Annotated in this window: 13 protein-coding genes; 11 read left to right on the top strand and 2 right to left on the bottom strand. The window is 36.9% G+C overall.

The annotated features are described in order from the left end of the window. Window positions 1-520 precede the first annotated feature (520 nt). A complete protein-coding gene (locus tag D1J36_RS01910) occupies window positions 521-2,443 on the bottom strand; it encodes an ABC-F family ATP-binding cassette domain-containing protein (RefSeq protein ID WP_252339406.1) in 1,923 nt (640 codons plus the stop codon). Between the two features lie 143 nt (window positions 2,444-2,586). On the opposite strand from D1J36_RS01910, the gene D1J36_RS01905 reads away from it, so the two are divergent. From D1J36_RS01905 to trmB, 7 genes are all read left to right on the top strand, one after another. Further along, window positions 2,587-2,940, top strand: coding sequence for a hypothetical protein (locus tag D1J36_RS01905; RefSeq protein WP_154137234.1), 354 nt, complete (start codon window positions 2,587-2,589; stop codon window positions 2,938-2,940). Between the two features lie 175 nt (window positions 2,941-3,115). Then, complete coding sequence (locus D1J36_RS01900; protein WP_154137233.1) at window positions 3,116-3,931, top strand: MbnP family protein; 816 nt, start codon at window positions 3,116-3,118, stop codon at window positions 3,929-3,931. Window positions 3,932-4,017: 86 nt separating this feature from the next. Continuing rightward, window positions 4,018-5,064, top strand: coding sequence for a cytochrome-c peroxidase (locus D1J36_RS01895; protein WP_154137232.1), 1,047 nt, complete (start codon window positions 4,018-4,020; stop codon window positions 5,062-5,064). Next, window positions 5,065-6,009 (top strand): transporter, encoded by a 945-nt coding sequence (locus D1J36_RS01890; protein WP_154137231.1) that lies wholly within the window; start codon window positions 5,065-5,067, stop codon window positions 6,007-6,009. 68 nt (window positions 6,010-6,077) lie between these two features. Next, window positions 6,078-7,097, top strand: coding sequence for an AMP-binding protein (locus tag D1J36_RS01885; protein ID WP_154137230.1), 1,020 nt, complete (start codon window positions 6,078-6,080; stop codon window positions 7,095-7,097). A gap of 108 nt (window positions 7,098-7,205) precedes the next feature. Next, a complete protein-coding gene (locus D1J36_RS01880) occupies window positions 7,206-8,000 on the top strand; it encodes a hypothetical protein (RefSeq protein WP_154137229.1) in 795 nt (264 codons plus the stop codon). Window positions 8,001-8,040: 40 nt separating this feature from the next. Next, a complete protein-coding gene (gene trmB / locus D1J36_RS01875) occupies window positions 8,041-8,721 on the top strand; it encodes a tRNA (guanosine(46)-N7)-methyltransferase TrmB (RefSeq protein WP_052911740.1) in 681 nt (226 codons plus the stop codon). A 58-nt stretch (window positions 8,722-8,779) separates the two neighbouring features. Here the strand turns inward: trmB and pruA are convergent, their stop codons facing one another. Continuing rightward, window positions 8,780-10,405 carry an L-glutamate gamma-semialdehyde dehydrogenase gene (gene pruA / locus D1J36_RS01870; protein ID WP_154137228.1) on the bottom strand — a complete coding sequence of 542 codons (1,626 nt, stop codon included), beginning with the start codon at window positions 10,403-10,405 and terminating at the stop codon, window positions 8,780-8,782. 203 nt (window positions 10,406-10,608) lie between these two features. Here pruA and D1J36_RS01865 point away from each other — a divergent pair, with 203 nt between their 5' ends. The 4 genes from D1J36_RS01865 to D1J36_RS01850 all read left to right on the top strand — a co-directional run bounded on the left by D1J36_RS01865 (window position 10,609) and on the right by D1J36_RS01850 (window position 16,162). Next, a complete protein-coding gene (locus tag D1J36_RS01865) occupies window positions 10,609-12,375 on the top strand; it encodes an aminopeptidase P family protein (protein WP_154137227.1) in 1,767 nt (588 codons plus the stop codon). A gap of 97 nt (window positions 12,376-12,472) precedes the next feature. Continuing rightward, entirely contained in the window at window positions 12,473-13,222 is a 750-nt protein-coding gene (locus D1J36_RS01860; RefSeq protein WP_252339405.1) for a carboxypeptidase-like regulatory domain-containing protein, read from the top strand. Window positions 13,223-13,225: 3 nt separating this feature from the next. Then, window positions 13,226-14,851: a TonB-dependent receptor plug domain-containing protein gene (locus tag D1J36_RS01855; protein WP_252339403.1), complete on the top strand. Its 1,626-nt coding sequence runs from the start codon at window positions 13,226-13,228 to the stop codon at window positions 14,849-14,851. A gap of 132 nt (window positions 14,852-14,983) precedes the next feature. Continuing rightward, window positions 14,984-16,162 (top strand): acetyl-CoA C-acyltransferase, encoded by a 1,179-nt coding sequence (locus D1J36_RS01850; RefSeq protein WP_052911737.1) that lies wholly within the window; start codon window positions 14,984-14,986, stop codon window positions 16,160-16,162. Window positions 16,163-16,184 lie beyond the last annotated feature (22 nt).

The following is a 16,184-nucleotide window of genomic DNA, read 5'->3' as shown; positions in this document are numbered from 1 at the left end:
TACCTACGGTACGGGACTGCCCCCTGCTATTTGGAAGCTATCGCTCCCAATACCGCTACGGGGTCATTCCCTAAACTTACCTTTGCTCAGCAGACTGTTGATAATAGCTAAGTAGTTATAATTTAAAACTATTTTAAACGGTCTTTGGTGGGTAGCTGTTAAAAAAATAGGAGCAAAGGCGTTAAAAAAGTTTTACTGTTTGAGCAGGCGTTGGGTAACGAGGCGGTGCGAGTTTTAAAACTTTTAGCCTTTGTGAGTATTTTTTAGGCATAGCCACCAGAACCTTGAATTTTTGGTTCTTTTGTTTCAAGACAAAAGAAGGAAGATAGATGTATATATCTGTCCTTTTAGCCTTGTTCCAAACCTAATGTCTCTGTTTCTTTAGGTCGGAGAGCGGAGTGGTGATAATTTAGTATTGTTTTAAGTGGTTGATGGGAGTTCCTCTAAAAAATAATGCCTATAAGTCTTGTTTAGATTTTATAGGCATCAATTTTTGGAGTAAGATAGAGCCTTTTTTATTTTAAAATAAATCCAATTGCTCCGATAGACTTTCCCATTCAGACATAATAGCTTCTAGTTCCTTTTGTAAGGTTTGGTATTTTTCTAGTTCCTGTTCCGTAGGATTAGTCTTTGCAAATATATCCTCTAGAGTTGCTATTTCAGTTTCGTAGTCGGCTATTTTCTCCTCTAGCTTCTTTATTTTGTTTTGTAGATTTTTTTGCTCTTTAGAGATAAACTGAGGTTTCTCTACCGCTACAGGCTCCGCTTTTGGAGGAGGTGTTTTGGCTTTTTCCTCTAGCTTGGATTTCTCTACGGATATTTCTCTAATGCTTTCTTTTTGTCGGTATTCTAGGTATTCGTCTATGTTACCTAAAAACTCCTTCATTTTACCATCTCTAAACTCAAAAATCTTATCGCAAAGCCCTTGTAAGAATTCCCTGTCGTGAGAAATAACGATAAGTGTGCCTTCAAAATTCTGTAAAGCGAGTTTTATAATTTCCTTGGACTGTATGTCTAAGTGGTTAGTCGGTTCGTCCATAATCAAAGTATTGAACGGACGCAACAATAACTTGCATAATGCCAATCTATTTCTTTCGCCTCCAGAAAGTACTTTGGTTTTCTTGTTTACGGCATCGCCTTGGAAGAGAAAACTCCCCAAAAGGTCTCTTACTCTAGGTCTGGTTTCTTCGGTGGCAGCATCTTCGGCTTCTTCTAGTACGGTTTTATTTGGAGTGAGTACCTCCTCTTGATTTTGGGCAAAGTAGCCGATGTTCACATTGTGTCCTAAATTCCAACTTCCTGAATAATCTTTAATTTCTCCTGCGAGTATTTTGGCAAGGGTAGTTTTACCTTGACCATTTTGTCCGAGTAAGGCTATTTTTTCGCCTCTTTGGACGAAAAAGTCCACACCGTCAAAAACCTGTTTTGTACCGTAGGCTTTTCCTAAATTCTCAGCTTCAAAGATTACTTTCCCAGGAACGATACTCTGCACAAACCTAATGTTGAACTTAGAAACATCTTCGTTATCTATTTCTATGCGTTCTATTTTTTCTAGTTTTTTAATCAAGGATTGAGCGAAAGAGGCCTTGGTGGCACTAGCACGAAATCGGTTGATGTTGTCTTCCATTTGCTTGATTTCAGCATCTTGGTTCTTTTTAGCTTGTTCTAGCTTTTCTCTTCGTTCCTTGCGGAGCTCTAGGTATTTGGTATAGTTGGCTTTGTAGTCATCTACTTTTTTATTATTGATGTCAAAAGTTCGGTTGCACACCGAAGTCATAAATTGTTTGTCGTGGCTTACCAGTACAATAGCCCCAGGATAATCTTTCAGGAAGTTTTCTAACCAAATGATGGATTCCATATCCAAGTGGTTGGTAGGCTCGTCCAGTAGCATAAGGTCGTTCTTTTGGAGGAGTAGTTTGGCGAGTTCTATCCTCATACGCCAACCGCCAGAAAACTCATCGGTTATCTTTTGGAAGTCGTCCGCTTTAAAGCCTAGTCCCAAAAGTATTTTCTCCATATCGCCCTCTAGGTTGTAAGCATCGTGATGATGAAGCAAGTCGTTAAGCTCCGTCATACGATGAATGAGCTGATGGTAGGCATCGCTTTCGTAGTCGGTTCTAGTGGCTAGTTGATGATTAACTTCGTCTAGCTCTGCTTTCATCGCGTTGATTTGTTCAAAGGCTTGCATCGTTTCGTCCCAAACGGTTCTACCTTTTACAAAATCTAAATCTTGCTTTAAGAAACCTATGCTGATGTTACCTTCTGGGATTACTTCGCCTTCGTAGAAACTTATTTCGCCCGAAAGCATTTTGAGGAGTGTAGATTTACCAGCTCCATTTTTCCCAACTAAACCTATTTTATCTTCTTTTTTTATAGTGAAATTAACATCACGGAACAGATAATTTCCCGAATGATGCAATCCTAAACTCTGAACTGAAAGCACAATGTCTAATTTTTAAATGATTAACAATTTAACGAACGACAAAAATAAGGAAAATAACCGTACTATGATTTTTATCCATATTGGCAATTGGTGTTGTAAAAAATATTAGTTTTGTACTCGTGAAAAAGGTTTTAGCTTATATAATGTTAGCGATTATAATGCTGGTTTCTTTCCAGCAGAGTATGATTGTGGTTCATTTTAAGCTCAACCAAAGTTTTATAGAGGCAAATTATTGTATTAATAAAGATAAGCCTCAGATGAATTGTCATGGTAAATGTTACTTAGAAAAAGAACTTAAAGATAATCAACAAGACGATGTTTTGGTAGGTCTATCTTTATATGAAACAGTTGTTTTTGTGCTTTTGGATAATGGGTTGCCTACCTTTGATGAGGTTTTCTACGAAAATTCTGAACGCAAGATTATATCCAAAGACTTCTTTGTTTTAGGAGATGTTTTTGACCAATCGTTTCGCCCTCCTATTTTGTTAGCTGTTTAACCATTTTATTTTTATGCTATCATTGTTTCCTTTATTTTGATAAAGGATTTATGTGATGGTGTGTATTGTTTCGGACATGATAATAATTGTCATTTATTCGGGACTAATTATGAACACTTTTTATTCTGGTGTTCTATCTAATCAATTTAATCAGTTTAACTAAATAGAAAAAATTATGAAAAAATATATCGTGTTTGCTTATGTCGCAATCATTTTAAGTTTGGTGGTATCTTGTAACAGAGATGAAGAACCAGCTATAGACGCTAATGATAAAAATTCTGTAACACTAAAATTTGAAAACTTCTTTAACGGACAGGCAATGTATGGGCTTTCTGGAGTTTATACTTCGTCATCATCTCAGAAACACAAGTTTAGTACTTTAAAATACATTGTGAGTGATGTTATTCTAGTAAAATCCGATGGTACAGAGGTTAAATATCATTACCAAAATCCAGACAAAGGGGCTTATATCGTGGACCAGTCAGAGGAAGCAATAACGCATAATTTTGTGTTGGAGGAAATTCCTGCTGGAGATTATAAGCAAGTTAAGTTTGGGCTAGGTATTTCTCCTGATGCTTTCGTTTTAGGGCAAGAAAAACAGGCTTTGTTTTGGGATAAAGCTAAGACTAACGGTATGAGCTGGAGCTGGGCAAGTGGCTATAAATTTGTGAATTTTGAAGGAACTTATTCTGATGCTTTAGATAAAAATTTCAAAATACATATAGGTAACATAGGAAATCCACAACAGAGCAATACTCCTGATGTTTATAAAGTTGTTACATTAGACTTACCGCAAGCGGCTAAGGTAAGAAAGGCTATTGCTCCTCAAATACATATTATGGCGGATATTAATCAATTCTTAAGTGGTAAGAATAAAGTGGTTCTATCAGATGATAATGCACAGGCGATGCACCCTAGTAAGTCTATAGTAAAGGAAACAGCAGAAAACCTTTCGCTTATGTTCAGTGTAGACCATGTTCATAATAACTAGGCTGCTATTTCCAATAAATTATTTTTAATTATAAACTCTACCTGAAGCCCAATCTTTGGGTAGGGTTTAAATAAATTACGGAAAAAATGAAAAGCTACATTATCACAGGGCTGGTAGTTCTTGTTTCTGTGCTTTCTTGTCGGAATGATGAAGCAGAAGTTCAGTATCCTATAGATAAACCTTACGCATTTGGAGTACCATCTAATTTTCCAGAAGTGAAGTATAATTTACAAGCTAATAAACCTACGGAATATGGTGTTCGGCTAGGTAAAAAGCTATTTTATGACGGGAGGTTGGCTAAAGACAATGCTGTGGCGTGTGCTTTTTGTCATATTCAAGAAGATGCCTTTACACATCATGGGCATACGGTGAGCCACGGAGTAGAAGGTAGAGAAGGTTTTAGGAACGCTTTGCCAATTCAAAATATGATTTTCTTGGATAAATATATGTGGGACGGTTCTGTAACCGATTTAGAGATGCAACCTATTATTCCTATTTCAGCACATGAGGAAATGGACGAAACCATAGAAAATATTACACAAAAGATTAAAGACGATAAAGATTATAAAAGACTTTTCACCATTGTATATGGCGATGACAAAGTTACGGCTGAAAGAATTTTGAAATCTCTCACACAATTTATGTCTATAATGATTTCGGCTAACAGTAAGTATGATAAAGTGGTAAGAAATGAAGGAGAAAAATTTACAGAGGAGGAGGCAAGAGGTTATACTATTTTTAAGCAAAAATGCGTGGCATGTCATTCCACAGATTTGTTTACAGACCAAAGTTACAGAAATACAGGGCTGCCTTATAATCCGATATTAAAAGACGAAGGTAGAAAAAGAGTAACAGGTAAAGATTCTGATTTTTTGAAGTTTAGAGTGCCTAGTCTTAGAAATGTGGAATATACCGCTCCATATACTCACGATGGTAGATTTTACACATTAAAGGCTTTACTTGATTTTTATGATTCAGGAGTTATAGACAATCCTAACTTAGACCCTGAGTTTAGAAAGGTTAAAGGTAGAGTAGGGATTCCTTTAACAGAGCAAGAAAAATATGACCTTATTTCATTTTTAAAAACATTAAGTGATACTCAATTTATTACTAATCCAGCATTTTCAGAATAGATGATGAAACAGATAATTTTAATTTTTAATTTATTTAGTCTATTGATTTTACAGGCTAAAGATAGTATTAGTGTTAAACCAGCTAGTTTTCCTATCCAATCTCTAAGATGGTTAGAGGAAGATTGCGATGCGTGTGGTTGTGCGGTAGGTAATGCGGCTTCTGGTTTTGAAAGCATACTCAATCCTCAGTTTATTGGCGTTAAATATCTTTACCAATCGTATGAATCTAAAAGTAATATTTTAGACGCTCATTTTTCCGTCCCAGAACATTACAACACGGTACAAATCTGGGGGCGTATTCCACTTCATAAAAATGTAGATGTTTATGCCAATTTGCCATTTCATTTTCATACCAGATACACGGATACCAAACAAGAATTAAGTGGTGTGGGAGATGCGTCGGCATCGGTTATTTATAAACTTAATTTAGATAAACAAGATTCGCATCGGCTTAATTTTGGAGTTGGGGTTAAAGTACCATTAGCTAAATTTGATGAGAAAACGGCTAACTCCTATAATCCGAGTTTTCAAAGAGGTACGGGAAGTTGGGACTATTCCGCCATTGTTAATTATACTTATATGAAAGGACAATGGGCTGTGGCACTCTCTACCGATTATATTTTTAAAAATCAGAATAAGTATTATTATCGCTTTGGAGACCAATGGAATACTTCTGTTACAGGGTATTATATCAAAGATTTTGATAGTTTTAGATTGTCTCCTAGAGTAGGGATTTCTACGGAAAAGTATTTCCAAAATGTACAGGTGGGAGAAAAAGTGCCTCATACAGGTGGTTATTTGGTATTGAGTAAATTGGGAGCGGAGTTTTCTTTTCGTAAGTTTAATATAGGTTTGGAAAGTCAATTGCCTTTGCGTTCCGAAATAGCCATTAATTCCGTTAGGATAAATGCGAGACATTCTGTTTACATCAATTTTAATCTTTAATTATAAAGGAGTAGATTTTAGCATTTGGTATTTATAGTTTATTTTTGAGGTAAATTATAAGTACTCCTATGATGCTGATTGACTTTTCTAAAGAGGTAGATTTAAAACAACTTCAACCCAATACCGATTTTGAATATCAAGTTCTGAATTTTTTAGAAGATTGGTATTCGGAGAAGCCTTGCGTTTCGGTGAAAACATCAGGCTCCACGGGTGTGCCTAAGGTATTTGAGGTAGAAAAGGAAAGAATGAAGGCATCTGCGACTATGACCTGCGATTTTTTAGGTTTAAATAGGTCAGATAAGGCATTGCTCTGTTTGCCTGTAGAATACATATCGGGAAAAATGATGTTGGTAAGGGCTATGGAGCGAGGTTTGAAGTTATTGATAAAAACGCCTTCCGTTAGTCCTTTAGAAGATTTAGACGAAGAGGTTGATTTCTGTGCGATGACGCCACTCCAAGTGGAGTATTCTTTGGGAAAGATAGATTTAATTAAAAAACTTATCATTGGCGGTGCGGCTGTTTCGGAGTCTCTTAAAGCAAAGCTAAAAGGTGTTACATCTCACATCTATGAAACTTACGGAATGAGCGAAACGCTTTCTCACATTGCGTTAAAACAGATAACGCCAAATGAGGAACTTGATTTTAAACCATTGCAAAATATATTTTTAACTCAAGATGAACGAGGGTGTCTCTGTATAGAGGCGCCTCTTCTTACTTCGGAAAAGCTCATTACTAATGATTTGGTAGAACTAAAAGAAGGAGGAGTTTTTAGTTTTTTGGGTAGAGTGGATAATGTTATCAACTCTGGTGGAGTGAAGATAATCCCAGAGCAATTAGAGGATAAATTAAAGAAAATAATCCCAAATGAGTTGGTATTTACTAGTGTTTCTGATGCTGTTTTAGGCGAAAAATTAGTGTTGGTAATAGAAGGAAAAATAACCCAAGAAACTCAAAAATTACTTGGCGAGATAGCGTATGATAAGCCCTACTATGCACCAAAAGAGATTGTTTTTTTAGACAAAATTCCTAGAACTCCAAATGGTAAAGTCAATCGTGTGGAGTTACGAAAGGTACTGCAGAGAAATTAAATGGTATTAGAATTAACAAGAATTTAGAAGTTTAGCTTTTATTTTTAGTAAAAAATTAACTCGTGCTTTAGAGGGTAACGCTTAATTTTGTCGATATTATTTTAGTTGATGTATCGAAGTTTATTATTTTTACTCTTGTTGATGAGCGTGTGTGTCAAGTCTCAATTTTTTGTAGGAGAAGTTCTTGTGGAAGACCGCTCGGAGGTTTATTTAACGCCAATCTATGTTACCAACTTAGAAACTAGAAAGACAGTATTGTGTGATTACAAAGGAGCTTTTAAAATAGCGGCTTCCAAAGGCGATGTTATTAGATTTACCTCTATTACTACGGATAGAACCGATATCACCATTACCGAAAAACATCTAGCAACCTATAATAATATTGTGGAGCTGAAAATGGCGTATAATGTAATTCCTGAAGTTAAATTGTCTAAATTTAAGCCTAGTGGTATTCTGAAAAACGATGTTATAGCACTAGATGATAAAAAGTCACCGTTGGCTCTCAAGCAAATCATAGGACTTCCAGAATCTAAAGGAGACGGAACACCACCAGAGGCTCCACCTATTGCATTTGTAGGGGGTGGGGTGGTTATTAGTGTAGATGCTATTTATGATGTGATTTCGGGAGATAGAAAAAGAAAACGCCGCTTATATGCCTACGAAAAAATGATGAAAACCACGGCGGCTATTAGAAATTATTATGGGGACGACTATTTTGTTTCTATGAAAATTCCTAAACATATGATAGATGATTTTCTACAATTTGTATATTCTTCGGAGGAGAGTGTTTTTGCTTTAGTACAAAACAATAAGTACGAAGGAGTTAAAGTCTATTTTGAAAAATACTTGCCAATATTCCAAAAGAGAATGAAAAATACCACCATAATGGAAGTCGTTAAATAGACTTTAAAATTGTATTTTTGCACTCGTTAAAAAATAAGTTGTGGGAAAAAATAAATTAGAGCGTTTTGCCGAGAATAAAATACTTAAAAATGTATTTCAGCCAACTAGAGAGGAGGCTTTAGAAGGATATCCTTTGGCAGGGCAGTGGCGAGAAAAGGTTTTTAAAAATGATAATCCTATAGTGCTGGAGTTAGGCTGTGGGAAGGGCGAATATAGTGTAGGCTTGGCAGAAGCATTTCCGAATAAAAATTTTATAGGAGTAGATATTAAAGGTGCCAGGTTTTGGTTTGGTGCTAAAGCGGCTTTGGCTAAAGGGTTAGACAATGTTGTTTTTTTAAGAACCCAAATTGAACTTATTGACCGCTTTTTCACAACAGATGAAATAGACGAAATTTGGATTACCTTTCCAGACCCTCAAATAAAATATCGCAGAACCAAACATAGGCTTACTCACCCTGAATTTTTGGACAGATACCATAAAATACTCAAAAAAGATGGTGTGATTCATTTAAAAACAGATTCTGAATTTCTACACGGCTATACTTTAGGTTTGTTGCAAGGTCTAGGACACGAGATAATTTCTGCTCATCACGATATTTATGGAGCTCCAGAATACGACCCTGAAACGCCACTATTGAGAGACATAAGAACTTATTATGAAGAATTGTTTTCATCAAAAGGTAAAACAATTACTTACATTAAATTTAGATTGAAGAAATAAAATAACAAAAGCTGCTCAATTGAGCAGCTTTTGTTTTAGACTTATGTGTTAAGGTATATTATCCCAAATAAGGATATTTGTAATCTTTAGGGGAAACAAAAGTTTCTTTAACACTTCTTGCAGAAACCCAACGAAGTAGATTCATTTTAGAACCAGCTTTATCGTTAGTTCCTGAAGCTCTACCACCACCGAATGGCTGTTGTCCCACTACGGCTCCTGTAGGCTTGTCGTTGATATAGAAGTTACCAGCAGCGTTTTCTAATGCTTTATAAGCCTCGTCTATTGCATAACGACATTGTGAGAAGATAGCCCCCGTTAATGAATAAGGAGAAGTGCTATCTACCAATTTAAGCATTTCAGCCCAATCTGCATCTTCGTAAACATAAACGGTAAGGATAGGTCCGAAGATTTCTTCTACCATACTTTCATATTTAGGGTTGGTAGTAAGAATTACAGTTGGGTGTACAAACCAACCTTTGCTGTCATCGGTTTTACCTCCTAAGATAACTTCTGCATCGCTAGCTTGGTTAGCTCTTTCGATGTAGCCTTTGCATTTTTCAAAAGAGTTTTTATCTATCACGGCGTTTACAAAGTTAGATGGGTCTTCTGGAGAACCTACTTTTACAGTGCTAAGTTGAGCTTCCATTACCGCTTTTACATCATTCCATATAGATTTAGGAATGTAAGCACGAGAAGCAGCTGAACATTTTTGTCCTTGATATTCAAAAGCACCTCTTACTAGGGCAGTAGCTACGGCTTCTACATTAGCAGATGGGTGAGCAACTACGAAATCTTTACCTCCTGTTTCTCCAACGATTCTTGGGTAAGATTTATAGTTGTGAATATTGTCTCCAATCAGTTTCCACATACCTTGGAACACTTTAGTAGAACCTGTGAAGTGGAGACCTGCAAAATCAGGGTGTGCTAATACTTTTTCTGCTGTTTCTTTTCCGTCAGTGAAAATCATATTGATAACACCGTCTGGTAAGCCAGCCTCTTTAAGTACCTCCATAATTACTTTTGCAGAGTAGATTTGTTTGTCAGAAGGCTTCCATACTACTACATTTCCTAGCATTGCCATACAAGTAGGTAAGTTACCAGAAATAGCAGTAAAGTTGAATGGTGTTACGGCAAAGCAGAACCCTTCTAACGGACGGTACTCTGAACGGTTCCAAATGCCATTATCAGAAACAGGTTGCTCAGAGTAGAGTTCTGTCATAAACTCTACATTAAATCTTAAAAAGTCTATGAACTCACAAGCAGAGTCTATTTCTGCTTGATGTACATTTTTAGACTGGGCAATCATTGTAGCTGCGTTCAGTTTATCTCTGTAAGGACCAGCGATGAGGTCTGCTGCTTTTAAGAAGATAGAAGCTCTCTGTTCCCAACCTAGTGCGTTCCACTTTTCTTTAGCGGCAAGAGCAGTTTCTATAGCTTCATCTACGGTTTTCATATCTCCTTTGTAGTAGAAACCTAAGCTGTGCTGGTGGTCTTGTGGAGAAAACATTTCTACCTTATGGTCTGTTTTTACCTCTTTTCCGTTGATAATCATTGGGACTTCCACTTTCTCTGTCCACATTTTCTTATAAGTGGCAATTAGAGAGTTTACTTCGTCAGACCCTGGAGCATAGGCTCTTACAGGCTCGTTAGTTGCAAATGGTACTTGCGAAATAGCTTTTGACATTGTATATATTTTTTATGTTGAAAACGATTTTCTACAAAGTTAATATAATTAAGGTAAACTACCAATTTTTAGTTTTTTTGAATCTTTGTTGGATTTGATGGTGAAGTGTAATTGTTGAAATTTTTTATTTCTTTAATGGTTAAAAGTATAAATGCTACTAACAAAAGATTTTCTTAACTTTACCTCAAAATTTCAGAAAAGTTATGACAGTTATAGAAAAATTGGGAGCGTTACGCTCTAAAATGAAAGAATATAATATAAACGCATTTGTAGTGTACTCTGCAGACCCACACATGAGTGAATATCTTCCCAAGGAGTGGCAAGAGAGAATTTGGCTTACAGGATTTACTGGTTCGGCAGGTTTTGTGGTGGTTACGGAAGATAAGGCGGCTCTTTGGACTGATGGACGTTACTTTGTACAGGCTCCGCAAGAGTTGGCTGGATCTGGGATAGAACTAATGAAAGAAGGAGAAGAAGGTACTCCAAATTATATAGATTGGATAGCGTCACAAATTCCACAGAATGGAAAAGTGGCAGTGAATGCTTTGGCTACGGCTCACTCCAATTGGATGGATTTAGAAAATAAACTAGAACAGAAACATATTTCTTTGGTCAATCAGCCTTTATTGGAAGAAATATGGACAGACAGAGGTGTACCTTCAAAAAACGAAGTCTTTGTTCACCCTTTAAAATGGGCAGGGCAATCTGTGGTGGATAAGATAGCTTCCATTAGGCAGAAAATGAAAGAAAAAGAGGCTTCTGTGCATATTATGTCTAGTTTAGACGATGTGGCTTGGACGCTTAACTTACGAGGAAGCGATGTGGCTTGTAATCCTGTTTTTTTAAGTTATTTAGTGATTGGCGAAACGGAAGCGGTTCTTTTTGTTGATTTAGAAAAACTCAATAACGAAGCTAAAGAACAAATGGAAGTTTCAGGAGTTAAGCTAATGCCTTACGAATCTTTCTTTGGATATTTAGCTCAATTTAAAAACGAGAAAGTACTAGTATCTCCTAATGCTAATCAAGCTATATATAACGCTTTAGAAGGAAATAGTTTTGTTATAGCTCCTGTACCTGCTAACCTAATGAAGGCGGTTAAAAACAGCACGGAACTAGAAGGTTTTAGAACGGTAATGGTGAGAGATGGAGTGGCCATGGTTAAATTTTTATACTGGCTGAAACATAATGTAGGCAAAGAGCCTATGACAGAATATTCCATAGGGAAGAAATTAAAAGAGTTCCGTGCCGAAGGAGAGAATTTTGTGGGCGAAAGTTTTGGAAGTATTATAGGCTACAAGGGTAATGGAGCGATTGTGCATTACTCTGCGAAAGCGGAAGGAAGTAAAGAAGTTACTAATGAAGGAAGTATCTTAATTGATTCTGGAGGGCAATATTTAGAGGGTACTACTGATATTACTAGAACATTAGCATTGGGAGCAGTGTCTCAATCTTTTATAGATGATTGTACTTTGGCACTCAAGGGAATGATAGATTTGAGTATAGCTAAGTTTCCAAAAGGAACTAGAGGTTTCCATTTAGATACTATTGCTAGGTTACCGCTTTGGCAAAGAGGTAAAGATTACGCTCATGGCACAGGGCATGGTGTGGGGAGTTTTATGAATGTACACGAAGGACCTCAAAATATTAGAAAGGATATGAACCCACAAGAGTTACTTCCTGGTATGGTTTGTTCCAACGAGCCAGGGTTTTATGTAGAAAACGAATATGGTATTAGACACGAAAATTTAGTAGCGGTAAAAGAGTTGGAGACAACGCCTTATGGAGTATTTTATGGATTTGAAACTCTTACGCTTTGTCCATTTTTTAGGGAAGTTATCAATATAGAACTACTTACTGAGGAAGAGAAAAATTGGTTAAATACTTATCATAAAACTTGTGAAGAAAAGCTAAGTCCTTATTTAGAGGGTGATGTTAAAGATTGGTTTTTAGATTTGGTAAAGCCTATGTAGATTCAATCTTAGATTTAATAAAAGGAGAACTCTAATCAATAATTTAGGGTTCTCTTTTTTATTTAAAATTAAATTATTTTTGCATAAATAGATACTTATGAAGACTCAATTATCACTTTGTTTCCTTTTGGTTGGGAGCTGGTTGTTTGCCCAAGTAGGGAGTGTAAATATCAGTGTATATGATTTTTTCAATAAAAAAGGTTTACTGGCTAAGGTAACGGTACTTAAAACTCAACAGTCTTTTAATGGCGAGGGTAAAGTACAGATACAAGATTTACCCGCAGGAAGTTATAGTTTCTTAGTGGAGTCAGAAGGGTATCAATCGGTTTATCTTAACGATATAGATGTAGTGCCTAACCAAAACATTAGTTTAAGTGCCACTCTTGAGAAAAAGGCAAAGAACATTCAGGAGGTGGTGATTTCTAAAAGTGCCTATAAAAAAACAGCAGAAAGCCCATTGTCTTTAAGGACACTTTCTGCGGAGGAAGTGCAAAAAAATCCAGGGTCTAATCGGGATATATCCAAAGCCTTATTAAGTTTACCAGGAGTAGGGAGTACCGCTACTTTTCGGAATGATTTGTTTATCCGAGGAGGGGCCTCACAAGAAAATAAATTTTATATTGATGGAATAGAAGTTCCTGTCATCAATCACTTTCAGACTCAGGGAGCTAGCGGCGGACCTAGAGGAATTGTAACGGTAGATTTTATAAAAGATGTCGATTTTTACAGTGGGGCTTTTCCCGCGAACAGAAACGGCGTGCTTTCTTCTTTATTTGAGTTTAATTTAAAATCTGCCAGAAGGGATAAGATCGGCTACAAGGCGGTGATAGGGCTTGACGATATGTAGCTAATGGCAGACGGGCCGCTTTCTAAAGACCAATCTTGGACGGGGTTTTTTAGCGTTAGGAAATCCAACCTTCAGCTTCTGTTCAAAGCGGTGGGTTTGCCTTTTTTACCTTCGTACTATGATACTAATTTTAAGGTTTCTAAAAAGTTTAACTCCGGAGATGAGTTTTATGTACTTGGTCTGGGGGCGTTGGATCATTTTAAATTTAACGAAAACGCCAAACCAACATTGGCTAACCTTACGCTGATTGAACAGTTGCCCATCAATAATCAATGGAGTTATACTTTAGGGGCGGGGTATCGTCATTTAAGAGAAAATGGCTATTGGCTTTTTACAATGAGTAGAAGTGAGTTGGATAATTCGGCCTACAAATATTTTAGAAATATAGAAAAACCAGAAAATAAGTTATTGGATTACCATTCCAAAGAGCAGGAAAATAAAATTCGTATAGACCGTAATTTTCGATTGGGTGATATAAGATTTACTGCGGGAGGAAATTATAGTTTGTCAAGGTATTACAATCAGTCTTTTGTACAGCAGATTACTCAAGTGGGGCAGGTATCAGACCAATATAGCACGGATTTTAACTTATCTCAATACGGGCTTTACGTGCAGGGTAATTATAGAATAAACCAGTGGAACATTTCCGCAGGGCTTAGGGCGGATGGCTCGGATTATTCCGCAGGAACGCGTAATCTTTTGGAGCAATGGTCGCCTCGTTTGGCGGTGAGTTATGTTATTAATAATGCTTGGTCGCTTAATTTTAATACGGGAATTTATTATCAACTGCCGTCTTACACGGCTTTGGGATATCAGGAAAATCAGGTTTTGGTTAATCGCCCTTACCTCAGATATAGCCGAAATGCTCAAATGGTGGGCGGTTTAGAGTATAAGGCGCCTAATAACCTGCGTGTAACTTTAGAAACTTATTACAAAAAGTACAACTACCTTCCTTTTTCGCTTAGAAACGGAGTTTCTTTGGCTAATTTGGGGGGAGGTTTCGGTGTCATAGGCACAGAACCTTTGGACGCTAGAGGAATAGGCGAAACTTACGGGATTGAGTTTCTTGCTCAAAAGCGAACCCTTAACGATTTTTATGGGATATTGGCCTACACTTATGGTTATTCTAGATTTAGTAATGCGGAAGGTAAACTACTGCCTTCTAGTTGGGATTCCAGACATATTTTGAGTCTTACGGCAGGTAAAAATTTTCAGAAAAATTGGAATTTGGGTGTAAGGTTTAGATTTCAGTCTGCTTTGCCAGAAACGCCTTACAATCTAGCTTTGAGCCAAATGGTAGCGGTATGGGATATTTCTAACGCTCCTGTAAGAGATTTTGCACAGACTAATGCTTTCAGAGGTAATAGTACCAGCCAAATGGATATTAGACTAGAGAAAAAATGGATATTTAAAAAATGGCAACTTAGTGGATATTTAGATATCATCAATGCCTTTACTTCCGCTAATCCAAGCAATCTTCCTGTGGTAAATCTTAATAGAAATGAGCAAGGTGAAGCTGTTGTTATCAACCCAGCAGAACCTTATTTACAACAGAGATATCAGCTGGTAACGGGAGAGCAGGATAGGTTGAGAGTATTACCTTATTTCGGTATTATAGTAGAGTTTTAAAAATTTCTCTACTTACTACTGTTATTCTTCTTTAACAAATGTAAATCCTTGTTTTTCATTTTTAATGGTATTTACTTTTTGGGCTATATTTTTTTTTGTACTTTGGCAAAGTAAATTTTAATATGAAATAAAATGAAAGAAGTATTTATAGTATCGGCAGTAAGAACACCGATGGGAAGTTTTTTAGGTTCGTTATCTAATGTACCAGCACCACAATTGGGAGCAACAGCTATTAAAGGAGCTTTAGCTAAAATAAATCTAGACCCTAAAGAAGTTCAGGAAGTTTATATGGGGAATGTATTGCAAGCGGGAGAGGGACAAGCACCCGCTAGGCAAGCGGCTTTGGGAGCTGGACTTTCTAAAGAAACACCGTGTACTACTATCAATAAAGTTTGTGCTTCTGGTATGAAAGCCGTGATGATGGCAACACAAGCGATAAAAGCGGGAGATGCTGATGTGGTCGTAGCAGGAGGTATGGAGAATATGAGTTTGGTGCCTCATTATTATAATGCTAGACAAGCCGTAAAGTTAGGCGATGTAAAAATGCAGGACGGAATGGTTTTAGACGGACTTACCGATGTATATAACAAAGTGCATATGGGCGTATGTGCAGAAAAATGTGCTTCGGAGTATGGATTTTCTAGGGAGGCTCAAGATAAATTTGCGGTACAATCTTACCAAAGAGCAGCCAATGCTTGGAAAGAAGGTAAGTTTTCAGATGAAATAGTACCAGTGGAAATTCCACAAAGAAAGGGAGAACCAATTCTCTTTACCGAAGACGAAGAGTATAAAAATGTGAACTTTGATAGGATACCTACCTTGCCAACGGTATTCCAAAGAGAAAATGGCACCGTAACAGCAGCTAATGCTTCTACACTTAATGATGGTGCTTCTGCTCTTATTTTAATGTCCAAAGAAAAAATGGAAGAACTAGGATTAAAGCCTTTGGCTAAAATTATAGGTTATGCAGATGCTGCACAAGAGCCAGAATGGTTTACAACAGCACCAGCTAAAGCCTTACCAAAAGCCTTAGACAAAGCAGGGGTTAGTCTGTCTGAGGTAGATTTTTTTGAATTCAACGAAGCGTTTTCTGTGGTAGGTTTGGCAAATAATAAAATTCTTGGTTTAGACGAATCTAAGGTTAATGTAAATGGGGGAGCAGTGGCATTAGGACACCCTCTAGGAAGTTCGGGTTCTAGAATTTTGGTTACACTTATCAATGTACTTAAGCAGAATAATGGTAAAATAGGAGCTGCGGCTATCTGTAACGGAGGCGGCGGTGCTTCTGCTCTAGTGATAGAGAATTGCTAGTATTTGCTATTGTTCAAATTGA

The organism is Riemerella anatipestifer (assembly GCF_009670965.2).
Lineage (GTDB): Bacteria > Bacteroidota > Bacteroidia > Flavobacteriales > Weeksellaceae > Riemerella > Riemerella anatipestifer_B.
The sequence above is the reverse complement of the archived record's forward strand: the minus strand, read 5'-3'. Positions and strand labels throughout refer to the sequence as shown.